Genomic DNA, 26,025 nt, shown 5'->3' on the forward strand with positions numbered 1-26,025 from the left:
GCCGGAGAGTTCAGTCGTCCTCCCGGCTTTGGTGTCGGCGGGTGGTCTCCTCGACGAGGTCGAGCACCGGCTCGAGGTCGTCGGCGGGAAGGCCCATGGCGAGGTGCGAGACCAGTCCCTCGAGCACCAGTTCAAGGAACGACGTCAGCACGTCGATGTCGACGTCTTGGCGGAGCTGGCCCGCTTCGCGACGGCGCAGCAGCCGGTTGCGGGTGGCGGTGGTGAGCTGTTGCGAGCGCTCCGCCCAGCGCCGCCGGAAGTCGGGGTCGGTGCGCAGCCGCCGTGAGACTTCGAGGCGGGTGCCAAGCCAGTCGGCGGGGTGCTCACCGTCCCCGGCGAGCAGTTCGCGCATGACCTGCACCAGGCCCTGCTCCGCGACGACGTCGGCCATGCGCGCGGCGTCGTCCTCGGCGAGGGCGAGGAACAGCGATTCCTTGTCCTTGAAGTGGTGGAAGATCGCGCCTCGGGAGAGGCCGATCGTCTCCTCCAGCCGCCGCACGGTCGCGCCCTCGTACCCATGGCGCGCGAAGCAGACGCGGGCACCGTCGAGGATCTGCCTACGGCGGGTGTCAAGATGGTGCTGGCTGACCCTAGGCACCCTGCGATCTTGTCACCAGGATCAGCCCAACGCAATCCGTACGTACGTACTGTGACGTGCGTCGTGGCCGCGCTGTGTGGCGTGGCAGCGACCACGACGCACCCGACCGCCTACGGCACGACCAGCGCGCCGCCGCCGACGGCCTCCTCCGCCAGCCGGTCCGCGCGGTTGCGATCGGCGATGGCCTGACCGGTCTCGCGGGGTGGCACGCGGGAGGTGTCCCAGTCGGCGAGCACCAGCGCCACCTTTGACTGCATCTCGCCGCGCAGCCGCAGGAACGAGTCGGCGGGCTCCGCGCCGACCTCGCCCAGCAGCAGCCACCACGCCCATGCGGCGGCACCCGCGTTGGCGATGAAGTCCGGGATCACCGGAATGTCCCGTGCGGCCAGCATCGCCTCCGCCCTCGGGGTGGTCGCCGCGTTGGCCGCCTCGACGACGGCTCGCGCCGCGACGTTCATCGCGTTGTCCTCACGGATCGCGTACGACACCGCCGCTGGCACGAAGATGTCCGCGCTGATGCCGACGATGGCGTCGCGGTCCAGCCGCTGGATCCGCTCTGGCACCGCTGTGCGGTCGATTTCGCCGTAGCGGTCGCGCTGTTCGAGTAGCGCCGGAACGTCGAGGCCCGCCGGGTCGTACAGTGTGCCAGCCGCGTCCGCGACGGCGATGACACGCACGCCCGCCTCGTGCAGGTACCACGCCGCGCCGCCGCCCATGGTGCCGACACCCTGGATGGCGACGGTGGTGTCAGCCTCGGCCATATCCCACGCGTTCGCGATGCCGAGGCACGCCTGCGCGACGCCGTAGCCGCCGATGACGTCGCCGAGCAACAGCCCGCCAGGCACCGGCGTGTTTAGGCCGGCGTGAACCCGCTGGAGCGTCAGCTGCGGGTCGGCGGAGCGGCGGATCGCGGCGTGGTAGGACTGCTGCAGCCCCAGTTCGGCGAAGACGTCGTCGATCAGATGCTGCGGCACGCCGAGGTCCTCCGCCGTGACCCAGCGGGTGTCGATCCACGGCCGCATGGCCTCGCAGAACCGCAGCAGCACACCGCGCGCCTCTGGGTGCTTCGGGTCGAAGTCGATGCCGCCCTTCGCGCCGCCGACGGGCAGGTTGAACGTCGCTGTCTTGATCGCCATGCCCCTGGCGAGGTCCTCTACCTCGGACAACGTGCAGCCGGGACGCATCCGCGTGCCGCCGGTGGCGATGCCGGAGACGAGGCTGTGCACGACTAGGTAGCCGTGCGTGCCAGTCACCGGATCAGTCCAGGTCACCCGGACCGTTGGTTCGGTGACACTCGCACTCATCATTGCAACCCACCTCCTGCGTTCGCGTTGTCCGTGTGCCGCGGTCCGAGATCCCCTGCCCGTGCGCACAGGAGTAACCAAGCGACGTGGTCACGCCGCTTGCGTCCTGGTGAATGAGCCGGGCGAGTGGGTTCATGATCGCCGTCGGTACTGCCAGGGTGTGCCCGGCACGCTGGCTACGTCCAGTTACGGTTCCTGCACAGCGATGTTCAGGGTTCGTACATCATCGGCGGACCGGCGTCGTCGCAGGTCAACGGGTATTTCAGCGCATCTGGCCGAGCGCGTCACCGTGATGGGTGGCGTGCCCGCTTCGCGCCGCGCGACCGGGATGGCGATCAGTTCTCGTAGGGTTTTCGTATGGAACTGTCGTTGCATCGGTTGCGGATGCTTCGGGAGCTGCACCGCAAGGGCACGGTCACCGCCGCGGCGGCCGCGCTGCACTACACCGCGTCCGCCGTGTCGCAGCAACTCGCGCAGCTGGAACGTGACGTGGGCGCACGCCTGTTCGAGCGGGTGGGGCGCCGGGTTCAGCTGACCGAGTTCGGGATGCTGCTCGCCGCGCACGCCGAGGAGATCCTTGACGCCGTCGAGCGTGCGTCGCTCGCGTTGGAGGAGGCGCAGGAGACGGCGACGGTGACGCTCAGGGCGGGGGTGTTCGCCACCGTCGCGGCTGGACTGCTGCCGCAGGCGCTGCGCACGATCGGTAGCAGGCACGCGGGCATCCACGTCAAGACCAAACAGTTGCCGCCGGAGTCCTGCGCGAAAGCCGTCGCCAACGGCGATCTGGATCTCGCGTTCGTCATCGACTATCCCGACGCGCCGATGCCGATGGAAGCCGGGCTGCTCGGCTCACAGATCGCCGTGGAGCGGCTGCACGTCGCCGCGGCGGCTGGCACTTTGGGGGAAGGCCCGATCGCGCTCTCCGATCTGGCCGAGCATCCGTGGATCCTGTGCAGCCCGAAGAGCCACTACGGCACCGCCGTTCGAGCCGCGTGCCTACGCGCGGGATTTAAGCTTGAGATCACCCACGAGGTGGAAGAGCAGTCGACGGCGATGTACATGGCGGCCGCCGGTCTCGGCATCACGATGGTGTCCGATCTCGGGCTCACGCTCGCCCCGCCCGGCATGGACGCGCTCGCCCTCACCACACCGCTGACCAGGACCGTGTCGATCGTGTACCGCAGCACCGCGCTGCGGCGTCCCGCGCTGAACCTGGTGATCGACGTCGTGCGCTCGACGGCAGCGGAGATGGGGCTCTCGGCGGCCGGGCGGTGACGTCGCATGCCTGTTTCGGCGACCGCGATTGTCGGTGCCTCCCGGTAGCGTCGGCGCGGGTGCGGTCGACGGCACCGCCCTGATCGATCGCGAGGGGAGACATGACGGCGATGGGTGAGTTGTCCGCCGCGACGTGCCAGCGTCCCTGTGATATCGCCGCGGAGGTGATCTCCGACAGAGCGGCAGGCGAGGCGTATGTCGCGTCGGTGTGTTTCAAGCACGGCCCACCGGAACGGATTGGCGTCGAACTGGAGTACACCGTCCATCACAGGCACGACCCCGTTCGCCCCGTCGCTCCCAGCCGTCTCGCCAGCGCCATCGGCCCCCACGCGCCCCGTACCCTGCGGGATGACTCGCCCGCGAAGCCGTTGCCTTCCGGCTCCGTGCTCACCGTCGAGCCGGGTGGACAGCTGGAAATCTCCACTCCGCCGCTCGACAGCCTGTCCGTCGTGGACAACGTTGCCGAGCGGGACCTCGACTACGTCACCGCCCTGCTAGCCAGGTACGGGCTCGTGCTTGGCGCGAGTGGTTCCGACCCGCACCGGCCACCGGTACGGGTGCTCGGCACCCCGCGCTACGCGGCGATGGAGCGACGGTTCGCCCGCCGCGGCGGCGATGGCATCACGATGATGTGCGCCACGGCGGCGATTCAGGTCAGTCTCGACGCCGGTGAAGCACACCAGTTCGCTCGTCGGTGGGCCGCCCTGCACGCGATGGGACCGCCGCTGCTGGCGATGTTCGCGAACTCACGGCGACTCCTTGGACGCGACACCGGCTACGCATCGGCACGCTGGCTCGCCGTGATGGGTACCGAACCGGCACGGACCGCGGCCCAGCCGCTCTCGCCCGATCCGGCCGCCGACTGGGCGCGACGGGTGATGGACACGCCGCTGATGGTGCTGCGCGATGACACCGGCTCGTGGGACGCGCCACCACGGCTGACGTTCGCGCAGTGGATCGCACGGGGCGACGCGGGCGGTCGGCGGCCAACGTACGCCGACCTCGACTACCACCTGACGACGCTGTTCACGCCGGTGCGCCCGCGCGGCCACCTTGAGGTGCGCTACCTGGACGCCCAGCCGCGCGGGCAGTGGCTGGCCCCAGTCGCGATGCTCGCCGCGCTGCTACACGACGACGCCACGACCGATGCCGTCCTCGACCGGTGCGCGCCCGCGCTCGGCTTGTGGCAGCGGGCGGCCCGGGCCGGGCTCGCCGACCCCGAGCTGGCACGGATCGCACGGTCGCTCGTCGACGTCGCCATGACCCGGATCGACCGGCTCGGTCTCGCACCGCCGCGCACGGCCGCGGTGGCCGAATCGTGGCATCGGAAAGCACACCGCAGGGAGGAAGTATCGTGAGTGCGCCGAACCCGCCGTTGGTCTCTGTCGACGAGTCCCGGTTGAAGGAACGGGCCGCCGAGGCCATGACGACGGCCCGCACCCGCACGCGGGCGCTGACCGACGTCGTCGACGATTCCGACCTGGTGCGCCAGCACTCGAAGCTGATGTCGCCGCTGGTGTGGGACCTCGCACACATCGGCAGCCAGGAGGAGCTGTGGTTGGTGCGGGACGTCGGTGGCAGGCAGCCGTTGCGGCCAGACATCGACGATCTCTACGACGCCTTCCAACATCCGAGGGCGGACCGGCCCGCGTTGCCGCTGCTTGGTCCCGCCGAGGCACGCGCTTATGTGTCCGAGGTGCGAGACAAGGCGTTCGACGTCCTCGCCCACGCCGCGTTGACCGGGCGCGATCTGGCGTCGAACGGCTTCGCGTTCGGCATGATCGCCCAGCACGAGCAGCAGCACGACGAGACCATGCTCGCCACCCATCAGCTTCGTGTAGGTGATCCGGTGTTGTCCGCCCCGGAGCCACCCCCGCGCGGTGAGGATCCGGAGCCGGACGAGGTGATCGTGCCGGGCGGGCGGTTCACCATGGGTACCTCAGTGGAACCGTGGGCGCTGGACAACGAACGGCCCGCGCATGAGGTGGACGTCGACACGTTCGTGATCGACGCGTTTCCCGTGACGTGCGGCCAGTTCGCCGCGTTCATCGACGCGGGCGGTTACGACGACCCACACTGGTGGACTCCTGACGGCTGGGCGTACCGCGGCGAGCACGGCATCCGCGCGCCCCGGTTCTGGCTGGCCGACGGCGACGCGTGGTGGCGTCGACGGTTCGGCGTCATCGAGCGGGTGCCGGATGACGAGCCGGTGATGCACGTGTCCTGGCACGAGGCCCACGCCTATGCGAAGTGGGCTGGCAAGCGGCTGCCCACCGAGGCGGAGTGGGAGAAGGCCGCGCGGTGGGACCCGGATACCGGCGCGTCACGCCGGTATCCATGGGGCGACGCCGATCCCGGCGCCGAGCACGCCAACCTGGGTCAGCGGCACCTACGGCCCGCCCCGGTCGGCGCCTACCCCGCGGGCGCGTCGCCGCTTGGCGTGCACCAGCTCATCGGCGACGTCTGGGAGTGGACGGCGAGCTCGTTCGCCGGTTATCCGGGTTTCGTCGCGTTCCCGTACCGCGAGTACTCCGAGGTCTTCTTCGGCACGAAATACGCGGTGCTGCGCGGCGGGTCGTTCGGCACGGACGCCGTCGCCTGCCGGGCCACGTTCCGCAACTGGGACTTCCCGATCCGGCGGCAGATATTCGCTGGCTTTCGCTGTGCCCGTGACATCGCCGCCGGCGAGCGCTGAGCCATGTGCAGACACCTGGCCTACCTTGGCCCACCGCTGTGCCTCGCCGACCCCGTGCTGGATCGGCCGCACTCGCTGCTGGCGCAAAGCTGGGCGCCACGGGATATGCGGGGCGGCGGCACCGTCAACGCGGACGGTTTCGGCGTGGGCTGGTATCCGGATGACGAGAAGGAGCCGCTGCGCTACCGCCAGGCGTGCTCGATATGGGCGGACCCCGGATTCGACCAGCTCGCGCGCGGCGTGACAGGCACCGCGCTGCTCGCAGCCGTGCGTTCGGCGACTCCAGGCATGCCAGTCACCGAACTAGCGTGTGCACCCTTCGCCGACGACGGACTACTGTTCAGTCATAACGGCCTCATCGCGGGCTGGCCGCACTCGGTCGCCACGATCGCGGAACGGCTGTCGGTGGTCGAACTGCTCACCATGGCGGCGCCGACCGACAGCGCGCTGCTCTGGCAGCTGGTGCGAGCGCGGCTCGCTGAGGGCCAGGACATGGCGGACGCGGTGGCCGGTGTCGCGACCGAGGTCGGCGAGGCCGCGCCGGGTTCGCGGCTGAACCTGCTGCTCACCGACGGAAGGACGATCGTGGCGACGACCTGGACACACGCCCTCGCGGTGCGCCAAGACCCCGGTGCGGTGCTGGTCGCGTCCGAACCACTCGACGACGACGGGTGGACGGTGCTGCCGGACCGCTCGCTCGTCGTCGCGAACCGGGACGGCGTCGACGTGCGCCCGCTGACGAAAGGTACGGCATGACAGTCACCATCGAGGTTCATCTCACGGCGGACTACCTCAGCCAGAGCTTGCGCCGCGACGTCAAGGAGGGACTGACGTCGACGCCGAAGTCGTTGCCACCCAAGTGGTTCTACGACGCCGACGGCAGCGTGCTGTTCGAGCGGATCACGGCGCTGCCCGAGTACTACCCGTTCCGGGCGGAGCGGGAGATCCTCGCGGACCGTGCCGCCGAGATCGCGGCCACCACTCAGGCGAGGACGCTGATCGAGCTGGGCTCCGGCTCCTCGGAGAAGACCCGGCTGCTGCTGGACGCGCTGCGGGAAGCGGGCACGCTACACGACATGGTGCCCCTCGATGTCTCGGAGAGCGCGCTGCGCGAAGCGGCCGAGGCCATCGCCGCCGACTACCCCGGCCTCCGCGTCCACGGCGTCGTCGCTGACTTCACCGCGCACATGGACCGGATCGACGGCGACGAGCCCCGGCTGGTGGCTTTCCTGGGCAGTACCATCGGCAACTTGCCGCCGGACGAGCGGGCGCGGTTCCTGTCCGAGGTGCGCGACGTACTGGACACGGGGGAGTGGTTGCTCCTTGGTGCGGACCTGGTCAAGTCGCCCGACGTGCTGCTGCGTGCCTACGACGACGCGCAGGGCGTCACGGCCGAGTTCAACCGCAACGTGCTACGCGTGCTGAACCGGGAACTGGGCGCGGACTTCGACGTCTCGGCGTTCGAGCACGTGGCGGTGTGGGACCCGGAGCACGAGTGGATCGAGATGCGCTTGCGCGCCACCGAGGACATGGCGGTGACCGTGCCGGAACTCGGTCTCGACGTGCGCTTCGCCAAGGGTGAGGAGATGCGCACCGAGATCTCCACGAAGTTCCGCCCCGAAGTGATCGAAGGCGAGTTGGCGAAGGCGGGGTTCGAGCAGACGTCTCGCTGGACGGATGCCGCGGGCCGGTTCAGCCTGGTCCTGGCGCGGGCCGTGTAGCGCGCGGACGGTGTCGGCGGGCGCCGAGTCGCCCAGCCCGCGCGTCTAGTGCGACCCGAACACAAAGCGAAGGCCCGCCTCCCGAGTACTCGGAAGGCGGGCCTTCGACGTGTAAGCCGGTATGGCTGGGATCAGCCGGTCACTGGCAGGCCCGTGGTGATCGGGGCCGGCTTCGTGGCGGACGGGCCGCCGTCAGCGCCACCGTCAGCACCGCCATCGGCGCCACCGTCAGCACCGCCGTCGTCGGCGCCACCGTCAGCACCGCCGTTGTCAGCGCCACCGTTGTCGGCACCGCCGTCGTCGACGCCACCGTCGTCAGCGCCACCGTCAGCACCACCATCACCCGCGCAGGTCGCCGAGCTGACGATGATTTCCTGTGTGCTGTCGGCAATGTTGATCACGACACCGTCAACCGTGAACGAGCCGTCGTCGTTCTGGGTCTGGCGGTTCAGCGTGATCTGCGCGACGGCTTCGAGGGGCTCCGGCAGGAGCTTCTGGTTCGGCTCCGGCTGGAACTTCTGCTCGAAGTCTTGGCCGGGGGCCTCAAGACCAACGATCGTGGTCTGACCGCTGTTGCCCTCGCAGGACACCTCGATGAGCGATGCGTTGAGCTGGCCACCGAGAACAACGTCGGCGACCTCGGCGGCAGCCGTGTTGTCGCCGGCGTCAACACCGAGCACCCGTGCCGTCAGCGCCGGCTCGGCCGGAACCTCGATGAGCTCGTCCGACTTCGTCTCAGTGCCGTCGGACGTGACCATCGGCGTCGGTTCGACGGGGACGATGCCGCTGGCGGAGACGCCGTACGCCGACGACTCGCCGGTTGCGGCCGTACCGGTGGTGGCGCCGATGACAAGCGCCGTCACAGCGGTAGCGGCACCGATGGCCGCCGCTGCTGCTCCTGCGGTAGATCTGCGCATTGAATGAACTCCTTATCAGTGCTGATCCACGAGGACGAGCGTCCCCAGTGGTACCTCGGTGAGGCGATTGAGCGCGTCTTTGGGAACCTGGATGCAGCCGTGGCTGGACCTGGTCCCGAAGACGTCAGAGGTCGGCCAGGTGTGGATGGCGACCGTTCCCGGCCCCCCGCCGAAGGTGTCCAGCGTTTCGCTGTGCGAACCCAGCGGGAGGATGACCGGGGAGAAATCTTGATTCGGGTCGACGAACGAGCCGAGCAGGAACGTCCGTCCGGTTGGAGTCGGGGTTTCCTCCTTGCCGATGCCAATTGGCCATGAGCCGAGCTGCTCGCCGTCCTTGCGCAGCTCGATCGTGCGGGAGCCTAGGTGCACGCGGATCAGGTACGGGGTCGTGTCGCGAACGACGGCGTCGTCGCTGATCCATCCGCTCGCACCGTTGGGCTTGGACGGCAGCAGCACCTGTGACCAGCCGTCCTGCGTCGCGATGACCGGCAGCCAGGTGTCGCCGAGCTGCTTGGGGCCGATCTTGGCGAACGCGGTGCCGTTCGGCGCGTCGTAGACCTTGGTCATCTGCTTCGGGTGCACGACGGTGCCGTCGGTGACTTCCTGCGGCGCGGGGTCGATCGGTGCGTTGTCGAGCTTCGTGTGCGTCGTGGATTCGGTGAGCGCCGCGAGATCGACCTCGCTGGCGGCCTCGGTCTGTTCCCGCGGCGCCGCTTGCGGATCACCCGCGGTGCCGCTACTGAACCACATGACGCCGCCGAGGACGAGCGCTACCGCGAGAACGCCCGCACCAGCGGAGATGAGAATGAATTTCCAGCCGCGCCCCGAGGCGTCATTCGCCGCGGGAGCGTTCGCGCCATTGCTGGACTCGAACTCGTCGTTGGTCAAATTGCTGAAACCCTTTGTCTGTGTGGCCCCGGTGGGGATCGGTGCCAAGTGGTCGGGACATTAAAACCGTGTGGGATGGGAGCACAGTACACGGCCGCCGAACGCACCAAAACAGGGGGCCCTCTGGGCGTGTCGCTGCGTATTTGGTAGCTCCGATGGCGTACTTCCGTACGTCTTCCGTGCATGGTAGAGCCGCGATATCACGCTATCGAGTGACAAAATGCTTAACGAAGTTAACCACTGTTATGTGAACACTGCACATCAGTACTGTGCTAACGCTGAGTAAGAATCCGGGGATTTGTCAGAACAGCAGAAAAGTGCCCCCACCGTGTGGTGGAAGCACCTTTCTGTTTGGGTAGTCGTCGCCGGGTTAGCCGGTCACCGGGAGGCCCGTTGTGACAGGGGTGGGCGGCGGCGCGGTCGGCTTCTCCGGCTCGTCGGGCTCACTGAACCCACACGTCGCGGAACCGAGCGTGATCACCTCGGTTCCGTCACCGAGGTCGATCTCGAGGCCGACGACGGTGAACGAGCCGTCGTCGTTGGTGGTCTGCTTGTTGGCCGTGATCGTGACTAGGGGGTTCTCGGGGAGGATGGGAGTTTCCTCCTCCAGCGGCGGGATCTGCACTTGTTGGCCCAGCATGGCGACGTTCGCGATCTCGACGGAGCCGCTGGTGGCGTCACAGGCGACCTTCACCAGTTCGATGCTGACCAGCGCCGGCGTCTCGCCCGCGGTGATGCTCGCGCACAGCTGCTCCGGGTCGAGTTGGTCGACGATCTGGCCTGGTAGCACGTCGCCAATCGCCTCGTTGACCGCCGCGGCGGGGTTGTCCGCCTGGCATGCCGGTTCCAGGCCGCTCATGAGCTGTTGCAGGGGCTCGTCGAGTGAGGACAGCTGCTCGGGCAGTTCTGCGCCGGGAACGAGACCGAGATTGAGCAGCTCGGCCGACGCCGCTTCTTCTTCGGCGACGACCTTGGCCACTTCCAGTGACACCAGCGGGTTCTCGGGCAGCGTGAACGCCGAGTTCTCCTGCCTGCTGCCGTCGGTGGACTCGACATAAGGCATCGGCTCGATCGGCACGGGTCCTTCCGCCGCGATGCCGTAAGCCGAGGAGGGAACGGTCTCGGCATGTCCGGCCGTGGTCCCGATGACGAGGGCGGCAATGGCCGTCACCGCACCCAGCGCGGTGGCTCCGGCGCCCGCCAGCGCACGAGGTCTCATAGGGTTGCCCTTCTTGCGTTATCCCTGATCCACCAGGACAAGTGTCCCGAGTGGCACTTTGGTGAGTTGGTTGAGCGCCTCCCGTGGGACCCGGATGCAGCCGTTACTGCTCGCGGTCCCCAGGACGTCGGTGGTTGGCCAGGTATGGATCGCCACCGTTCCGGGGCCTCCGCCGAAGCTGTCCAGTGTGTCACTGTGAGCGCCGAGCGGAAGGATGATGGGTGAGTACCTTTGGTTGGGGTCAACGATAGACCCGAGAATGAAGGTACGGCCGATGGGTGTCGGAGTGTCGGGTTTTCCGATTCCGATCGTCCAGCTGTTCATCTCGCGTCCCTCGAAGAACAGCTCCAGCCGCATCGAGGACAGGTGTACGCGGATGAGGTAGGGGGTGTACTCGCGCTTCAGGTGCGCGCTCCGAAGCCAGCCGGTCGAGCCATTGGGCTTGGACGGCAGCAGCACCTGGGTCCATTGATCGCGCTGCGCGATCACCGGTAGCCAGGTTTCACCGATCTGTTTCGGGCCGACCTTGCCGAACGTGCGCCCACCAGGGGCGTCGTGGATCGCGATGACCTTCGTGGGTCGCACGATCCAGCCCTCGGTCGCTTGCTGCGGGCGCGGGTCGCGCGGGGCGCGGTCCAGCCTGGTGTGCGTAGTCGATTCGACCAGTGAACTGAGCTTGGCGGGCTTGGTATTGGCGGCGGGCTTGCCGGTGACCGGATCAGCCCCTGCTGAGAGGACAAGGACCGCCACCAGGCCAAGGGCGACAAGCACTACGCCGGTCAGTACGTAGGCAAGTCTCGTCGACGCACTGTCTCCCCGTGGCGTGCGAGAGTTGTCCTGGCTTGTCACAAAAGTGGGCTTTCCTCGTCAGGGCAGCGGCCATACCGAATTGGCCGATGTTATCTGGTGTATCCATCGCGACGTGCGAAACGTTACATCGTGAGAGTGGTACTCACCACTTCACTCGATGGTGCGATGAGGGTGTCGGGCGTTACCCGACCAGCGCGCGGCCGAACAGAACGATCGCACTGGCGACGGCGACAATGAGGACGGCGGGGCGCATCCAGCGGCCGTCGATGAACCGCCGCAACGGTGTGGACAGCCAGAACCCGCCGAACAGGAACGGCAGCAGCAGCGCGGCGTGCAGCGCCGGTTCGCCGTGCACCTGACCGGAGAGCGCGAGGCCGCCGACGGAGACGAGGCTGCCGACCGCGAAGTACACCGCGAGCGTCGCGCGGATGGTCGGGCCAGCGGCGTGCTGGTAGAGCACGGCGAGCGGCGGACCTCCGATCGCCGCGGCGGTACCGAAGGTGCCGCTGGCGACACCCGCCACAAGGAGCGAGCGCGGTGTCGGGGTTGGTCGCCAGGTGAGTAGGGACAGGCCGACGCAGATGAGCACCGCCAGCGCGACGGCCACCGCGAACGGGCCAGGCGGCAGCAACGCGACGACGGCGACGCCGAGCGCGATGCCGGGAAGACGTCCAGCCATCGCCCAGCCGACGCCGTGCCAGTCGGCGTGGCCGCGTTCGCGCATCGCGGCGAGCAGCGCGTGCACCGACGCGATGAGCAGCAGCGGACCGGCACCAGGCTCGGGTCGATGAGCGTCAGCAGGGGAGCGACGACGAGGTTCATGCCGTAGCCCACGACGCCCTGCACGAGCGCTCCGAGCAGCAGCACTAGCCCCGCGACCAGCAGTGTCGTGGTCACTAGGCGACACCGCCGAGTGCCAGGGCCAGCCGCGTGGCCCTGGCGGATCGCCCCGCGTACGCGGAAGCGGGCCGCACCAGCGACCGCCGGTGGGCCCGCTTCACGTCCGCGTCAGCGAGTGGCGGAACCGTCACGCGCGGAGCATGTTCCGCAGGACGTACTGCAGGATGCCGCCGTTGCGGTAGTAGTCGGCCTCACCCGGCGTGTCGATGCGGACCACCGCGTCGAACTCCACCGTGCCGCCGTCCTGCTTGGTGGCGGTGACCTTCACGGTCCTGGGTGTCTCACCCTGGTTCAGCTGGGTGATGCCGGTGATGTCGAAGGTCTCCGTGCCGTCGAGGCCAAGCGAGTCGGCGGACTCGCCCTCCGGGAACTGGAGCGGGATGACGCCCATGCCGATCAGGTTCGACCGGTGGATGCGCTCGAACGACTCGGTGATCACCGCGCGGACGCCCAGCAGCGACGTGCCCTTGGCGGCCCAGTCACGCGAGGACCCGGAGCCGTACTCCTTGCCGCCGAGCACCACCAGCGGGGTGCCCTGGGCGGCGTAGTTCTGCGCGGCGTCGTAGATGAACGTCTGCGGCGCACCCTCCTGGGTGAAATCGCGGGTGTAGCCACCCTGCACGCCACCCTCCGGGTCGACCAGCAGGTTGCGCAGCCGGATGTTGGCGAACGTGCCCCGGATCATCACCTCGTGGTTGCCGCGCCGCGAGCCGTAGGAGTTGAAGTCCTTGCGCTCGATGCCGTTGGCCTGCAGGTACTGCCCCGCGGGGGAGTCGGCCTTGATCGCGCCTGCGGGGGAGATGTGATCGGTGGTGACCGAGTCGCCCAGCTTCGCGAGCACCCGCGCGCCCGAGATGTCGGTGACGGGTTCCGGCTCCATTCCCATGCCATCGAAGTACGGGGGCTTGCGCACGTAGGTGGAGTTCGGGTCCCACTCGAACGTCGTGCCGGTCGGAGTGGGCAGCGACTTCCAGCGCTCACCGCCGTCGAAGACGTCCGCGTAGTCCTTGGTGAACATCTCCTTGGTGATGGAGGAGTCGATGGTCTGCTGGATCTCGGCCGGGGTGGGCCAGATGTCACGCAGGTAGACGTCGTTGCCGTCCGAGTCGGTGCCGAGCGGCTGGTTCTCGAAGTCGAAGTCCATCGTCCCGGCCAGCGCGTAGGCGACGACCAGCGGCGGCGACGCGAGGTAGTTCATCTTCACGTCGGGGTTGATGCGGCCCTCGAAGTTCCGGTTACCGGACAGCACCGAGACGACGGTGAGGTCGTTCTCCTGCACCGCGCCCGAGATCTCCTCGGAGAGCGGGCCGGAGTTACCGATGCAGGTGGTGCAGCCGTAGCCGACCAGGTGGAAGCCCAGCTTCTCCAGGTACGGCCAGAGACCGGCCTTCTCGTAGTAGTCGGTGACGACCTGCGAGCCGGGGGCCATGGACGTCTTCACCCACGGCTTCGACGTCAGGCCCTTGTCCACGGCGTTGCGGGCGAGCAGCGCCGCACCCAGCATCACCGACGGGTTCGACGTGTTGGTGCATGAGGTGATCGAGGCGATCACGACAGCGCCGTGGTCCAGCTCGAACTCGCCCCGGTCGGACGTGCTGACCTTGACCGGCTTGGACAGCCTGCCCGCGGCACCGTTCGCGGCGGAGGCGACCGGTGCGCCGTTGTCGTTGGCGGTGGACAGCGCGGGGGCGTCGCTCGCGGGGAAGGACTCCTCGTCGGCCTCGTCCATGCTGGTGTGCGGCGTCTCCTGGCCGTCGGTGACGTAGTCACGCAGCGCGGTGCGGAAGGCGTTCTTCGACGCCGTCAGCTCGATGCGGTCCTGCGGGCGCTTCGGGCCCGCGATCGACGGGACGACCGTGGACAGATCCAGCTCGATGTACTCGGAGTACTCCGGCTCGCGGCTGGCGTCGTGCCACAGGCCCTGCTCCTTGGCATAGGCCTCGACCAGGTCGACCTGCTCGTCGGAGCGGCCGGTGAGCTTGAGGTAGCGGATGGTCTCGTCGTCGATCGGGAAGATCGCGGCGGTGGAGCCGAACTCGGGACTCATGTTGCCGATCGTGGCGCGGTTGGCCAGCGGAACCTGGCCGACGCTCTCGCCGTAGAACTCGACGAACTTACCGACGACGCCGTGCTGGCGCAGCATCTCGGTGATCGTGAGGACGACGTCGGTCGCGGTCACGCCGGGCGGGATCTCACCGGACAGCTTGAAGCCGACCACACGCGGGATGAGCATCGACACCGGCTGGCCGAGCATCGCGGCCTCCGCCTCGATGCCGCCGACACCCCAGCCGAGCACGCCGAGGCCGTTGACCATCGTGGTGTGCGAGTCGGTGCCGACGCAGGAGTCCGGGTAGGCCTGGCCGTTACGGGCCATCACGGTGCGCGCCAGATGCTCGATGTTGACCTGGTGGACGATGCCGGTGCCGGGCGGGACGACCTTGAACTCGTTGAACGCGCCCTGGCCCCAGCGCAGGAACTGGTACCGCTCGCGGTTGCGCTCGTACTCGATCTCGACGTTGCGCTCGAAAGCATCAGCGCGGCCGAAGACGTCGATGATCACCGAGTGGTCGATGACCATCTCGGCGGGCGCGAGCGGGTTGACCTTGTCCGGGTCGCCGCCGAGCGAGGCGACCGCTTCGCGCATGGTGGCGAGGTCGACCACGCAGGGCACGCCGGTGAAGTCCTGCATGATCACGCGGGCGGGCGTGAACTGGATCTCGGTCGACGGATCGGCCTTCGGGTCCCAGTCGCCGAGCGCGTTGATGTGGTCGGCGGTGATGTTGGCGCCGTCCTCGGTGCGCAGCAGGCATTCGAGGAGGATCTTCAGGCTGTACGGAAGACGCTGCGAGCCCTTGACCCTGTCGAGACGGAAGATCTCATAGGAGTTGTCGCCCACGGCGAGGGTGTCGCGGGCGCCGAAGGTGTCCTTGCTTGCCGGTGCTGTCACGTCTGTCTCCATCGAGCTCGGCGGTGTCCAGTTCTGAGGTGGGGCGACCCTCGCTCGTGTGGCTGGGCGGCCCTCACGGGTGCGGTGGAAGCCAGTTTCGGGTTCGTAGCCGTGAGTCTCGCGCACCCGCGAGACGTCGGCGAACGCGGGAGCCGCGTACCGTGATCACCCACACTAAACAGTACGCCTGTCCGGTTTAGGTTTCAAGATGGGGCGCGCGGGTGTGAGGTGAACGACGCTTCGCCGCGTTGGGCGCGGAGAGCAAGGGTCATTTAGCACCCTCGTCCAGGCTGACGTGGTCTCACTCGGATGGGTGAAATCTTGATCTCCGTTGTGCCCTGGTCGTCGCGTGCTGTGCGGCGTCGACACCCGTTCGGCCCAGCGGTTCCGGCGGACGACGTCGATCGCGCGTGGCGCGGCGTCCCCGCAGGTCCATGGCCATGCCGCCCGGATCACTGGGGTGCCCGTCGTTGTTCGCCGCGTGAGTTGTGCGCCTGTGACAGATGTGGCTCGTGAGGCATTGTCCAACGCGCGTGACAAGTGGTGAACATGCGCCGCATGTGACAGTCTCAGCCTGCTGAAGTGACAAGTCCGGTGCAGTGCAGGGTGTGCGACCAGCGGAAGTGAGCGTGCACGGGCCGTCGGACCGGGAGGTGGAGCGTCGTGTCAGCGCAGCTGCGGGGAGGCGAACGTCAGCGCGGTGGGGGGAGACCCGCTACGGCGGCTGGATGGGTCGCCGCGGTCGCGGCCAGTCTCGCGTTCGTGCTCGGAGCATCCCCCGCGGTCGCCGTCCCACCGCCGCCCCCGAACCCCAGTGACTCCGAGCTGAAAGAGAGCAAGGAAGCCGCGCGCGAGCGAGCCAGCGAGGTTGGCCAGCTCACCAACCAGCTCGCTGAGGCGGAAAGCAAGCTCACCCGCCTGCAGAACGAGGTCGCTCGCAAGCTTGAGCTCGCGAACAAGGCGCGGGTCGACGCGGCGGAGGCCGCCGACGCCGCCGCGCGGGCCCGGCGCGACGCCAAGCGGGCGCGGGAGGCCGCTACCACGGCGGGGCGGGTGGTCGACGTCGCGCGTGAGGAGACCGACGAGTTCGTCGCGGGCAGCTACCAGCAGGGCAGCAAGATGGGCTCGCTGTCCGCCTACGTCACCTCGTCCAGCCCCGAAGAAGTACTGCTGCGCGCGCAACTACTCGAAGCGGTGAGCTCCAAGCAGCTCGACGCCCTCGACGATCTACAGACCGCCCGGGTCAAGAAATCCAACGCTGATGCCGCCGCCCGCAAGGCCGTCGAGGTCGCCGAGGAGAAGCGGCGCGAGGCGGAGCAGGCCAAGCAAGCCGCGCGCGAGGCGTACCAGGCCGCCGTAGACGCGCGTGCCAGCCAGGCGTCGCGCGCCGAGGAACTCGGTGAGGAACGCGAAGCGGTTCAGCAAGCGCTCTACCGGGCGCAGCGCGAAGTCAAGGGGCTCGAGAACCAGCGCGAGCGCTACCAAGAGTGGCTGGCGGCCAAGCGCGAGGAGGAGGCCCAGCAGGCGCAGCAGGCGGCCGCCGCTACCGCGCCAGCGCCGAGCGGTGGATCCTCCGCGCCTGCCTCACCCTCGGTCGAGACCGTGATCTCGCGCGCGATGTCGCAACTCGGCGTGCCCTACGCGTGGGGCGGCGGCAACACACAGGGACCGACGTACGGTATCCGCGACTACGGCGTCGCCGACAGTTTCGGCGACTACAACAAGATTGGCTTCGACTGCTCGGGGCTGATGATCTACGCCTTCGCCGGCGTGAAGACGTTGCCGCACTACAGTGGCTATCAGTACGAGTCGGGCCGCAAGGTGCCGCTGTCGCAGATGCGCCGCGGTGACATGCTGTTCTGGGGAACCGCGGGCATCCACCACGTCGCGCTGTACCTCGGCGACGGCATGATGATCGAGGCGCCGCAGTCCGGCATGCACGTGCGGGTCACTCCGGTGCGCTACGGCGACATCCTCCCGTACGCGGTGCGCCTGATCGGCTGAGCCGCCGGGATACGCGCCGCGGGGCGGCGGGATACTCGTCGTATGACCCAGTCAGCTCTGTACGGGATCGTGCTCGCGGGCGGCTCGGCCAGCCGACTGTCCGGTGTGGACAAGCCGATGCTGACCGTCGGTGGGATCCCGTTGCTGCGCAGGGTTATTGACGCGCTCGGCGACGCACGCCAGATCGTCGTGGTGGGTCCTCCCCGGGAGGGCATCACCGGGGTGCGGTGGACCCATGAGGAGCCGCGCGGTGCCGGTCCGGTGGCCGCGCTCGCCGCCGGCCTCGCCCGATGCGGTGATCTCGGCTGTCAGGCTGGCTGTGACGTCGCGGTGCTCGCCGGGGACCTCGCTGGGCTCACGCGAGACACCGTGGCAGTGCTGCGGACATCGATCGATGACAATGACGGCGCGGTCCTGATCGACCCGGACGGGCGACGGCAGTGGCTGGCCGGGGTGTGGCGTGCGCGAGCGTTGCGCGACGCGTTGCCCGCCGAACCGGCGAACGCCGCGTTGCGTGCGGTGCTGGGCGCGCTGGCCATCACCGATGTGCGGGCGTCGGCGCCGCAAGCGGCCGATGTCGACACCGAGGCGGATCTGCGGCGTGCCCGCGAGGTGCATGGCGGATGACCTTCACAGCGGCATTACCGCTGGTGCGTCACGGTGAATGATGGCGTATAGCCGTCACCCTGGGGGCCGGACGTGGTTCCGGGCGGCTCGCCGCACCCATCGGGCGAGACGGCCGCGCCCGAGACGGAGAATCCGAGGGAGGCACACGTGACCGAATCCGGCCACTCGGCGAAGCCGGAGCGGCAGTCGACACCCGCGCAGGATGCCGAGCTGCTCGAGCGGACCGTCGTCGAGGTCAAACGGATCATCGTCGGTCAGGACCGGCTGGTGGAGCGGATGCTGGTCGGCCTGCTCGCCAAGGGCCATCTGCTGCTGGAGGGCGTGCCCGGCGTGGCGAAGACGCTCGCGGTGGAGACCTTCGCCAACGTGGTCGGTGGCTCGTTCTCCCGTGTGCAGTTCACCCCGGACCTCGTACCCGCCGACATCCTCGGCACCCGCATCTACCGTCAGGGCCAAGAGCAGTTCGACGTCGAGCTCGGGCCGGTCGTGGCGAACTTCGTGCTCGCCGACGAGATCAACCGGGCGCCCGCCAAGGTGCAGTCGGCGATGCTTGAGGTGATGGCCGAGCGGCACGTCTCCATTGGCGGCAAGACGTTCGGCATGCCCGACCCGTTCCTGGTGCTGGCCACGCAGAACCCGATCGAGAACGAAGGGGTCTACCCGCTGCCGGAGGCACAGCGCGACCGCTTCCTTTTCAAGATCATCGTCGAGTACCCCACGGCGGAGGAAGAGCGCGAGATCGTCTACCGGATGGGGGTGCACCCGCCGGAACCGAGCGAGGTGCTCACGCCCACCGAGCTGGTGCGGCTGCAAGAGGTCGCCTCGCGGGTGTTCGTCCACCACGCGCTGGTCGACTACGTGGTGCGGCTGGTCATGGCCACCCGCACCCCGCATGAGCACGGTCTCACCGACGTCGCCGGATGGGTGTCCTACGGCGCGTCACCGCGTGCCAGCCTGGGCATCATCGCGGCGGCACGGGCGCTCGCGCTGGTGCGCGGACGGGACTACGTGCTGCCACAGGACGTCGTTGACGTCGCGCCCGACGTGCTGCGACATCGGCTCGTTCTCTCTTACGACGCGCTGGCCGACGGCGTGCCACTGGAGCACATCATCACGCGGGTGCTGCAGACCGTGCCGTTGCCGCAGGTCTCGGCAAGGCCGCAACAGGCGCCACCTGGGCAGCCACTGTCCGCGGGCACCTCCGCGTACTAGGGCGGCGACGTGACACCCATCGAGGACGGAGCGCGCCCACCATGGGCGCCACCGGTGCTGCGCGGCGACCGGCTGGAAGCGGGGTTGCGCACCCTTGAGCTGGAGGTGCGGCGACGGCTCGACGGCTTGTTGCAGGGCAACCACCTCGGGCTGGTGCCCGGTCCCGGCTCGGAACCGGGGGAGGCGCGGCCGTATCAGCCCGGCGACGACGTCCGGCGGATGGACTGGGCGGTCACGGCGCGCACCACCGAGCCGCACATCAGGGACAGCGTCGCCGACCGTGAGCTGGAGACGTGGATCGTCGCGGACCTGTCCGCGAGCCTTGACTTCGGATCGGCGCTGTGCGAGAAGCGCGACCTCGTCGTATGCGGTGTCGCCGCGATCGCGCATCTCGCCGGGGGTGGCGGCAACCGGATCGGCGCGCTCGTCTCGACCGGTGCGCTCACCAAGCGGGTTCCCGCGCGCGGCGGTTCAGCGCATGCGCGCGGCCTGGTGAAGACCGTGGCCACGACCGAGCGGGCGCCGGCAGGCACGCACGGCGACCTCGCGACCGCGATCGACGAGCTGCGGCGCCCACCCCGGCGCAGAGGGCTGGTCGTCGTCATCTCGGACTTCCTTGGCGGTAGCGAATGGCAACGGCCGCTGCGGGCGCTGTCGGCTCGGCACGACCTGATCGGCGTCGAGGTGGTCGACCCGCGCGACGTCGACCTGCCCGATGTCGGCACCGTCGTGCTCGCCGACCCGGAGTCCGGTAAGCAGCGGGAGGTGCATGCCTCACCGCTGCTGCGCAGGGAGTTCGCCGCAGCGGCCGCAGCGCATCGCGAGGAAGTGGCGCGCGGGCTGCGGCGGGCGGGTGCCGGACACCTTGTGTTGCGCACTGACTCCGATTGGATCGCTGACATCGTTCGTTTCGTGGTGGAACGCAAACGCCGCTGGTCGGGGGCGGTCGGATGAGCCTGACGGGGTTCACGTCCCCCGAGTGGTTCCTGCTGCTGCTCGTAGCCGCTCTACTCGTGGTGGGTTACGTACTCGCGCAGCGGTCGCGGCGCAGGCGGACGTTGCGGTTCGCCAACCTCGATCTGCTCGAGCGGGTCGGGGCGAGCAAACAAGGACTCGTCCGACACGTGCCCGCCGCGTTGCTGATCGTGTCGCTGATCCTGCTCACCACCGCGCTCGCCGGACCGACGGCTGAGCAGCGCGTGCCCCGCAACCGGGCGACGGTGATGCTGGTGATGGACGTGTCGCTGTCAATGGAGGCCGCCGACATCGAGCCGAACCGGCTCGTCGCGGCGCAGCGGTCGGCCACGTCGTTCGTGAAAGGCATGACGCCGGGCGTGAACATCGGCGTGGTGTCGTTCGCGGGCACCGCGAGCGTTCTCGTGCCGCCGACGACCGACCGCAAGGCACCGATCGAGGCGATCCAGAACCTGGAACTTGCCGAGTCGACCGCGACGGGTGAGGGTATCTTCGCGGCCCTGCAGTCGATCGAGAGCTTCTCCGCGGTCGTCGGCGGACCGAGCGGACCGCCGCCCGCGCGGATCGTGCTGATGGCGGACGGCAAGCAGGTAGCGCCGACCGAGAACATGAACGATCCCCGGGGCGCGTTCACGGCGGCGCGGGCCGCCAAGGACGCCGGGGTGCCGATCTCTACGATCGCGTTCGGTACGTCACACGGCACGGTGGAGATCGAGGGCAGGACGTACCCCGTCGAGGTGGACGACGTCGCCATGGAACAGATCGCGGATATCTCCGGCGGCCAGTACTACAAGGCGGAGTCCGGCGGGCAGCTGAACGAGGTCTACGAGGATCTCGGCGAGCAGATCGGCTACGAGATCAAGAAGGCGGACGCGAGCAAGCCGTGGTTGGCGCTCGGCACGCTCGCGCTGATCGCCGGGGCCGGCTCGGCGTTGTTCATTGGGCAGCGCTTGCCGTGAGCTAGCGCTGCTTTGAACTCGCCGCGCCCGCGAAGCCGTGCTGTCGCCACGCCTCGTAAACCACGATCGACGCCGAATTGGCGAGGTTGAGCGATCGCGAGCCTGGCGCCATCGGCAGTGTCACCCGATCGGTGACCGCCTCCGCGTGGGCGATCTCGTCCGGAAGGCCCACCGACTCCGGCCCGAACAGCAGCACGTCGCCCTGCTGGTAGGTGACGTCGGCGTAGCAGCGGCTGGCGCGCGTGGCGAAGGCGTAGATCGTCGCATCGCCGAACGCCTTGAGCGCGGCGTCGAAGTCGGCGTGCACGTGGGTGGTGGCGAGCTCGTGGTAGTCGAGCCCGGCACGCTTGAGCTGTTTCTGCTCGAGTGAGAACCCGAGTGGTTCGATCAGGTGCAGCTCGCACCCGGTGTTGGCGGCGAGCCGGATGGCGTTGCCGGTGTTCGGCGGGATCTCGGGGTGGTAGAAGGCGATGCGGAACACTCTCGAATCATGGCAGGGTCGCCGCGACATGGTTCACACCACTCCACCCGCCTGACTGACGGGTAACTCGATAGCCTCGCATCACGCATCGAGAAGCAGCGCTATGAGGAGAGACGACACGTGGCACGATCGGTACTGGTCACCGGCGGGAACCGGGGCATTGGGCTGGCCATCGCACGGCATCTGGCCGCCAAGGGCGACAACGTCGCGGTGACCCATCGCGGTTCTGGCGCACCAGAGGGATTGTTCGGGGTGCGGGCCGATGTCACCGACACCGAACAGATCGACGCCGCGTTCAAGCAGATCGAGGAGCACCAGGGGCCGGTCGAGGTGCTGGTGTCCAACGCGGGCATCACTGACGACACCCTGCTCATGCGGATGAGCGAAGACCAGTTCACCCGGGTGCTGGATGCCAACCTCGCGGGGGCCTACCGCGTCGCCAAGCGCGCCAGCCGGGGCATGCTGCGCGCCAAGTGGGGCCGGATGGTGTTCATCTCATCGGTCGTCGCGCTGTCCGGCGGTGCGGGCCAGGTCAACTACGCGGCCAGCAAGGCCGGGTTGGTCGGCGTCGCGCGTTCCATCACCCGCGAGCTGGGGTCGCGCAACATCACCGCCAACGTCGTCGCGCCTGGCTTCGTCGTCACCGACATGACGGACGCGTTGACCGAGGAGCAGCGCTCAAGCGCTCTCGCGCAAATCCCGGCGGGCCGCTACGGGCAGGCGGACGAGATCGCGAACGCGGTGGGCTTTCTCGCCTCAGACGAGGCCGCCTACATCAACGGCGCGGTGCTGCCGGTCGACGGTGGCCTCGGCATGGGTCACTAGGTTTCGCACTGCCCCCATCCCCATTTCCCACACGACCCAACCCCAACCCTCGAACTGGAGACACGGTGTCTGGACTTCTCGAAGGTAAGCGGCTGCTGATCACCGGTGTGATCACCGACGCGTCGATCGCGTTCCACGCGGCGAGAGTGGCGCAGGAACAGGGAGCGCAGGTGGTACTCACCGGCTTCGGCCGGATGCGGCTGGTCGAGCGCATCGCGCAGCGGCTGCCGCGGCCAGCACCGGTGATCGAGCTGGACGTGCAGAACAACGAGCACCTGGACACGCTGTCCGATCGGATCAGCGAGCACATCGACGGCCTGGACGGCGTGCTGCACTCGATCGGGTACGCCAACCCGGAGACCTGCCTTGGCAAGCCGTTCCTTGACGCGCCGTGGTCCGATGTCGGCCCCGCGTTGGAGATCTCGGCGTACTCCTACGCCGCGCTCGTCAAGGCGGTCGGGCCGCTGCTTGGCGAGGGGGCGTCGGTAATCGGCATGGACTTCGACGCCCGTGTGGCCTGGCCCGCCTACAACTGGATGGGCGTGTCCAAGGCGGCGCTGGAGTCGGTGAACCGCTACCTGGCGCGTGAGTTAGGACCGAAGCGGATCAGGGCGAACCTGGTGTCTGCGGGTCCGATCAAGACCATGGCCGCGAAGTCGATTCCCGGCTTCGAGGAGCTGGAGAACGGCTGGGGTGATCGCGCGCCGCTCGGCTGGGACACCCAGGACCCGACGCCGGTGGCCAAGACGATCTGCGCGGTGTTCTCGGACTGGCTGCCCGCCACGACCGGGTCGATGATCATGGTCGACGGCGGGGTGCACGCCACTGGCCAGTAGCGGGTGCGCGACACTGAAGCGGTGAGCTTTGACGCGCTGCTGTGGCTGTCTTTCGGCGGGCCAGAAGGCCCCGATGACGTGATGCCCTTCCTGGAGAACGTGACCAGGGGAAGGGGTGTGCCGCGCGAACGACTGGAGTCCGTCGCGGAGCACTACCAGCACTTCGGGGGCGTCTCGCCGATCAACGAGCTGAACCGCCGCGGGATCAAGGCTGTCGAGGCTGAGCTGGACGCCCAGCGCATCCAGCTGCCGGTGTACTTCGGCAACCGCAACTGGCAGCCCTACGCCGAGGACGCCGTCGCCGCGATGGCCGCCGACGGGGTGCGCCGGGCGATGGTCTTCCCGACCAGCGCCTATGGCGGGTACTCGTCGTGTCGCCAGTACGACGAGGACATCACCCGTGCGCGCGAGGCGGTGCCCGGCGCGCCGGAGCTGGTGAAGCTGCGGCACTTCTTCGACCATCCGCTGTTCGTCGAGTCCTTCGCGGACGCGGTTGTCGCGGCTCGCGCGCGGCTGGGCGTTGCCGGTGAGCAGGCTCGGTTGGTGTTCACCGCGCACTCGATCCCGGTGTCCGCGGATGCCGCGGCAGGCCCGCCCGAGGAGGGCGGTGGACGCTACTCGCGACAGGTGCGCGAGGCGGCACGGCTGGTCGCCGAGCGTGTCGGCGCGAGCGAGCACGACGTCGTGTGGCAGTCGCGCTCCGGCCCACCGTCGGTGCCGTGGCTGGAGCCGGACATCGTCGACCATATCGAGGCGCTCCACGCCGATGGCGTGACCGCCGTCGTGGTGTGCCCGATCGGGTTCGTCTCTGACCACATCGAGGTCATCTGGGATTTGGACAACGAAGCCGCCGAGCGCGCGGCTGAGCTTGGCATGGGCTTCGCCCGCGCGGCCACCCCGAACGACGATCCCCGCTACGCGCGGCTGGTCGTCGAACTCGCACGGGAACACCTGTCCGACGCCCCGGTGCGCCGGTTGTCCGATGCGTCAAGTGGCGGCTGCACCGTCAACGGCGCCCCCTGCGCCCCCGGCTGCTGCGAACCACCCCGCAGGCGAGCGTAAGCGCCCGCCCGTTGCGCCGTGTCCTGCACTCAGAACGTTGTGTCCTGCACTCTGGACACTGTGTTAGGCACTCGGGACGGCGTGTCCGACATTCCCGACGGCGTGTTGTCCGCTCAGGTCGTCGCGAACGCAACCCGCGGCGCCCGAAGCCAGTTCCTCCGTCACGATGTCGATCTCGCGGAACCCGGCACGGGCCAGCATCGTCGTCAGCCGCCGACCCGTCGGCATGACCTGGTCAGGCGTGAGAGGTTGGTAGGGCAGCGCGAACGCCCCGCCTTGCTTCTGATGACGGCGCACGATCGCGAGTTCGGCATCCGGCTTGCCGCGTAGCAACACAGGCACGTGGATCGCGAAGATCGTGTCGAACATAGTGTTACCAAGGTCGGCTGCGTGCAGCGAGGCCACCTGAAACCCGGCCAAACCGGACTGGACATAGCGCGCGTTGCGGGCACGTGCCATGGTGACGATCTTCTCGGAACGGTCGAGTACGAGGACGAAACCGCCATCGCCGAGCCGTTCGCACACCAGCGACACCGCGACGCCGTGGCCGCAGCCGATCTCCAGCAGAAGATCACGTGGCGGAACGTCCAACGTGCCAACCGCCCTTTCGAGCCGCTACCCGGCCGTCGCTCCCACGACGGAAACGCTACCGGCACTCACCGACAGCGAGGTGCGTACGCGACGTCCTGCGCACGCTGCGAAAGTGCCATACAGCGTCCAGAACGTCTAACTCGCCGTCCAGAGTGCCGAATTCAGCGTCAGGAGCGCAGGACACAACGTCCTGAGTGTCGGACACAGCGCTAGGGGCGGGTGACCGGCTGCGCCAGTAGACGGACTGCCTCACCGACGGCGGCGCGGCGGGCTTGGCGGACCGCGGTGTCCAGCGGGCGGAGCGCGTTCGCGCGATGCCGGGCCGCGCTCGCTGAGACCGCCCCGCCTGGTTCGTCGGCCGCGGCCAGCTCCAAGATCGCGGCGATCTCGTCCGCGCGTTGCAGCACCCGTAGCGCGCGACCCGGCATGCCGTCCGGCCAGCGCGGCGAGGGAGCTCGCCGCAGCCTGACGCGCAGCGCGTCGTGCGCGTCAGGACGTTCCCGCGCGACGTCCAGATCGGCGAGCGTGGCCGCGCTCGCCCGGATAGCCTCGGTCAGCGCCTGCTCCGCCTCGCTGATGCCGACGTGCTCGCCCGCGTCGCCCGAGTGCGGATACACCGTCCAGCGCACGACGTCATCGGCGGGGCTGTCCGGGACTAGCGCTAGTCCCGCGGCCGCGAACACGCTCGCCTCACCCGCGTTGAGCGCCGCACCCACCAGTGCACCGCTACCGCCGAGGCCGCGCGGGTCACCGGGTGCGGGTAGTGCGAGCGAACCGGCGTCCGCGCCCCGTGTGCGCAACGCCGCGAGCAATCGCGCGAGGGGCGCGGGATATTTGCCAGCGACCGGCAACTCGGTCTCCGCCGCCGTCGTCTCGTCGGCGGCGACCACGTCGTGCCGGTCCGCGAGCGTGGTGAGGGCGTCGAGAACGTCGTCCGCGGCGGCCTTCCCGTTGAGCCACGCGGTCGCCCAGATCGTCAGTGTCGCACTGGCCATCGCCATGACACCCCACGTTACCGATGATCGGCGCGAGCGCGGGAGCCGACAGCGAGAACTACTAGCAGTGGGTGTCCGGTGCAGGCGTACACCCCATCGGGTGGTCCTGCCGGAATTTCTCTCTCGAAGCCGAACCATGAAAGATCTTCGTGACCTACCGCATATTCACTCGTTAGTGGATATG

25 protein-coding genes are annotated in these 26,025 nt (G+C 68.7%); 13 read left to right on the top strand and 12 right to left on the bottom strand.

The genetic code is table 11. The features are described 5' to 3' along the window. Positions 1 to 10 precede the first annotated feature (10 nt). Both ACFQGD_RS15945 and ACFQGD_RS15950 read right to left on the bottom strand, forming a co-directional pair. A complete protein-coding gene (locus ACFQGD_RS15945) occupies positions 11 to 598 on the bottom strand; it encodes a TetR/AcrR family transcriptional regulator (protein ID WP_345390520.1) in 588 nt (195 codons plus the stop codon). Between the two features lie 110 nt (positions 599 to 708). Further along, the gene (locus tag ACFQGD_RS15950) at positions 709 to 1,902 is read right to left on the bottom strand and encodes a Glu/Leu/Phe/Val dehydrogenase dimerization domain-containing protein (RefSeq protein ID WP_345390827.1); all 1,194 of its coding nucleotides are present in this window, start codon (positions 1,900 to 1,902) and stop codon (positions 709 to 711) included. A gap of 357 nt (positions 1,903 to 2,259) precedes the next feature. Here ACFQGD_RS15950 and ACFQGD_RS15955 point away from each other — a divergent pair, with 357 nt between their 5' ends. From ACFQGD_RS15955 to egtD, 5 genes are all read left to right on the top strand, one after another. After that, positions 2,260 to 3,177, top strand: a complete 918-nt coding sequence (locus ACFQGD_RS15955; protein WP_345390523.1) for a LysR family transcriptional regulator — start codon at positions 2,260 to 2,262, stop codon at positions 3,175 to 3,177. A gap of 110 nt (positions 3,178 to 3,287) precedes the next feature. Continuing rightward, positions 3,288 to 4,535, top strand: coding sequence for a glutamate-cysteine ligase family protein (locus ACFQGD_RS15960; RefSeq protein ID WP_345390830.1), 1,248 nt, complete (start codon positions 3,288 to 3,290; stop codon positions 4,533 to 4,535). Next, entirely contained in the window at positions 4,529 to 5,872 is a 1,344-nt protein-coding gene (gene egtB / locus ACFQGD_RS15965; protein ID WP_390183617.1) for an ergothioneine biosynthesis protein EgtB, read from the top strand. The genes ACFQGD_RS15960 and egtB overlap by 7 nt, the downstream gene beginning before the upstream one ends. Positions 5,873 to 5,875: 3 nt before the next feature. After that, positions 5,876 to 6,628, top strand: a complete 753-nt coding sequence (gene egtC / locus ACFQGD_RS15970; protein WP_345390529.1) for an ergothioneine biosynthesis protein EgtC — start codon at positions 5,876 to 5,878, stop codon at positions 6,626 to 6,628. Continuing rightward, the gene (egtD, locus tag ACFQGD_RS15975; RefSeq protein ID WP_345390532.1) at positions 6,625 to 7,593 is read left to right on the top strand and encodes an L-histidine N(alpha)-methyltransferase; all 969 of its coding nucleotides are present in this window, start codon (positions 6,625 to 6,627) and stop codon (positions 7,591 to 7,593) included. Before egtC ends, egtD begins: the two co-directional genes overlap by 4 nt. 131 nt (positions 7,594 to 7,724) lie before the next feature. Here egtD and ACFQGD_RS15980 read toward each other — a convergent pair whose 3' ends face one another. The 7 genes from ACFQGD_RS15980 to acnA form a co-directional block, all read right to left on the bottom strand. Next, positions 7,725 to 8,510 (bottom strand): hypothetical protein, encoded by a 786-nt coding sequence (locus ACFQGD_RS15980; protein WP_345390535.1) that lies wholly within the window; start codon positions 8,508 to 8,510, stop codon positions 7,725 to 7,727. A 15-nt stretch (positions 8,511 to 8,525) separates the two neighbouring features. Next, a complete protein-coding gene (locus ACFQGD_RS15985) occupies positions 8,526 to 9,398 on the bottom strand; it encodes a L,D-transpeptidase (RefSeq protein ID WP_345390538.1) in 873 nt (290 codons plus the stop codon). A 370-nt stretch (positions 9,399 to 9,768) separates the two neighbouring features. After that, positions 9,769 to 10,617, bottom strand: a complete 849-nt coding sequence (locus ACFQGD_RS15990) for a hypothetical protein (protein ID WP_345390541.1) — start codon at positions 10,615 to 10,617, stop codon at positions 9,769 to 9,771. Positions 10,618 to 10,635: 18 nt separating this feature from the next. Further along, positions 10,636 to 11,466 carry a L,D-transpeptidase gene (locus tag ACFQGD_RS15995; RefSeq protein WP_345390544.1) on the bottom strand — a complete coding sequence of 277 codons (831 nt, stop codon included), beginning with the start codon at positions 11,464 to 11,466 and terminating at the stop codon, positions 10,636 to 10,638. Positions 11,467 to 11,608: 142 nt separating this feature from the next. Next, complete coding sequence (locus ACFQGD_RS16000) at positions 11,609 to 12,172, bottom strand: sulfite exporter TauE/SafE family protein (RefSeq protein ID WP_345390547.1); 564 nt, start codon at positions 12,170 to 12,172, stop codon at positions 11,609 to 11,611. Between the two features lie 151 nt (positions 12,173 to 12,323). Beyond that, a complete protein-coding gene (locus ACFQGD_RS16005; protein ID WP_345390550.1) occupies positions 12,324 to 12,458 on the bottom strand; it encodes a hypothetical protein in 135 nt (44 codons plus the stop codon). Beyond that, positions 12,455 to 15,274, bottom strand: coding sequence for an aconitate hydratase AcnA (gene acnA, locus ACFQGD_RS16010; protein WP_345390553.1), 2,820 nt, complete (start codon positions 15,272 to 15,274; stop codon positions 12,455 to 12,457). Before acnA ends, ACFQGD_RS16005 begins: the two co-directional genes overlap by 4 nt. 663 nt (positions 15,275 to 15,937) lie before the next feature. Here acnA and ACFQGD_RS16015 point away from each other — a divergent pair. The 5 genes from ACFQGD_RS16015 to ACFQGD_RS16035 all read left to right on the top strand — a co-directional run bounded on the left by ACFQGD_RS16015 (position 15,938) and on the right by ACFQGD_RS16035 (position 21,051). After that, complete coding sequence (locus tag ACFQGD_RS16015) at positions 15,938 to 17,278, top strand: NlpC/P60 family protein (protein ID WP_390183604.1); 1,341 nt, start codon at positions 15,938 to 15,940, stop codon at positions 17,276 to 17,278. A 42-nt stretch (positions 17,279 to 17,320) separates the two neighbouring features. Continuing rightward, the gene (gene mobA / locus ACFQGD_RS16020; RefSeq protein WP_345390556.1) at positions 17,321 to 17,905 is read left to right on the top strand and encodes a molybdenum cofactor guanylyltransferase; all 585 of its coding nucleotides are present in this window, start codon (positions 17,321 to 17,323) and stop codon (positions 17,903 to 17,905) included. Between the two features lie 147 nt (positions 17,906 to 18,052). Then, positions 18,053 to 19,117 carry an AAA family ATPase gene (locus ACFQGD_RS16025; protein WP_345390559.1) on the top strand — a complete coding sequence of 355 codons (1,065 nt, stop codon included), beginning with the start codon at positions 18,053 to 18,055 and terminating at the stop codon, positions 19,115 to 19,117. A gap of 9 nt (positions 19,118 to 19,126) precedes the next feature. Next, complete coding sequence (locus tag ACFQGD_RS16030) at positions 19,127 to 20,071, top strand: DUF58 domain-containing protein (protein WP_345390562.1); 945 nt, start codon at positions 19,127 to 19,129, stop codon at positions 20,069 to 20,071. Further along, positions 20,068 to 21,051 (top strand): VWA domain-containing protein, encoded by a 984-nt coding sequence (locus ACFQGD_RS16035; protein ID WP_345390565.1) that lies wholly within the window; start codon positions 20,068 to 20,070, stop codon positions 21,049 to 21,051. Before ACFQGD_RS16030 ends, ACFQGD_RS16035 begins: the two co-directional genes overlap by 4 nt. A gap of 1 nt (position 21,052) precedes the next feature. Here the strand turns inward: ACFQGD_RS16035 and ACFQGD_RS16040 are convergent, their stop codons facing one another. Further along, positions 21,053 to 21,532 (bottom strand): tRNA (cytidine(34)-2'-O)-methyltransferase, encoded by a 480-nt coding sequence (locus ACFQGD_RS16040; RefSeq protein WP_345390568.1) that lies wholly within the window; start codon positions 21,530 to 21,532, stop codon positions 21,053 to 21,055. A 120-nt stretch (positions 21,533 to 21,652) separates the two neighbouring features. Here ACFQGD_RS16040 and fabG point away from each other — a divergent pair, with 120 nt between their 5' ends. The 3 genes from fabG (at position 21,653) to ACFQGD_RS16055 (ending at position 24,255) form a co-directional block, all read left to right on the top strand. Continuing rightward, positions 21,653 to 22,357 carry a 3-oxoacyl-ACP reductase FabG gene (fabG, locus tag ACFQGD_RS16045; protein WP_345390571.1) on the top strand — a complete coding sequence of 235 codons (705 nt, stop codon included), beginning with the start codon at positions 21,653 to 21,655 and terminating at the stop codon, positions 22,355 to 22,357. A gap of 65 nt (positions 22,358 to 22,422) precedes the next feature. Beyond that, a complete protein-coding gene (gene fabI / locus ACFQGD_RS16050) occupies positions 22,423 to 23,193 on the top strand; it encodes an enoyl-ACP reductase FabI (protein WP_345390574.1) in 771 nt (256 codons plus the stop codon). 21 nt (positions 23,194 to 23,214) lie between these two features. Then, positions 23,215 to 24,255 (top strand): ferrochelatase, encoded by a 1,041-nt coding sequence (locus ACFQGD_RS16055; RefSeq protein ID WP_345390577.1) that lies wholly within the window; start codon positions 23,215 to 23,217, stop codon positions 24,253 to 24,255. 63 nt (positions 24,256 to 24,318) lie between these two features. On the opposite strand, the gene ACFQGD_RS16060 is transcribed toward ACFQGD_RS16055, so the two are convergent. Beyond that, positions 24,319 to 24,846, bottom strand: coding sequence for a class I SAM-dependent methyltransferase (locus ACFQGD_RS16060; RefSeq protein WP_345390580.1), 528 nt, complete (start codon positions 24,844 to 24,846; stop codon positions 24,319 to 24,321). A 209-nt stretch (positions 24,847 to 25,055) separates the two neighbouring features. After that, the gene (locus ACFQGD_RS16065; RefSeq protein WP_345390583.1) at positions 25,056 to 25,847 is read right to left on the bottom strand and encodes a hypothetical protein; all 792 of its coding nucleotides are present in this window, start codon (positions 25,845 to 25,847) and stop codon (positions 25,056 to 25,058) included. Positions 25,848 to 26,025: the final 178 nt, after the last annotated feature.

Origin of the sequence: Haloechinothrix salitolerans (assembly GCF_042662605.1) — a bacterium.
Taxonomy (GTDB): Bacteria; Actinomycetota; Actinomycetes; order Mycobacteriales; family Pseudonocardiaceae; genus Haloechinothrix_A; species Haloechinothrix_A salitolerans.

Coding starts and splice junctions, on each gene's coding strand:
- ACFQGD_RS15960 (WP_345390830.1), top strand. CDS start 3,288: ATGGGTGAGTTGTCCGCCGCGACGTGCCAGCGTCCCTGTGATATCGCC.
- ACFQGD_RS16065 (WP_345390583.1), bottom strand. CDS start 25,847: ATGGCGATGGCCAGTGCGACACTGACGATCTGGGCGACCGCGTGGCTC.
- egtC (WP_345390529.1), top strand. CDS start 5,876: ATGTGCAGACACCTGGCCTACCTTGGCCCACCGCTGTGCCTCGCCGAC.
- egtD (WP_345390532.1), top strand. CDS start 6,625: ATGACAGTCACCATCGAGGTTCATCTCACGGCGGACTACCTCAGCCAG.
- ACFQGD_RS15980 (WP_345390535.1), bottom strand. CDS start 8,510: ATGCGCAGATCTACCGCAGGAGCAGCAGCGGCGGCCATCGGTGCCGCT.
- ACFQGD_RS15950 (WP_345390827.1), bottom strand. CDS start 1,902: ATGAGTGCGAGTGTCACCGAACCAACGGTCCGGGTGACCTGGACTGAT.
- mobA (WP_345390556.1), top strand. CDS start 17,321: ATGACCCAGTCAGCTCTGTACGGGATCGTGCTCGCGGGCGGCTCGGCC.
- ACFQGD_RS16035 (WP_345390565.1), top strand. CDS start 20,068: ATGAGCCTGACGGGGTTCACGTCCCCCGAGTGGTTCCTGCTGCTGCTC.
- ACFQGD_RS15955 (WP_345390523.1), top strand. CDS start 2,260: ATGGAACTGTCGTTGCATCGGTTGCGGATGCTTCGGGAGCTGCACCGC.
- ACFQGD_RS15990 (WP_345390541.1), bottom strand. CDS start 10,617: ATGAGACCTCGTGCGCTGGCGGGCGCCGGAGCCACCGCGCTGGGTGCG.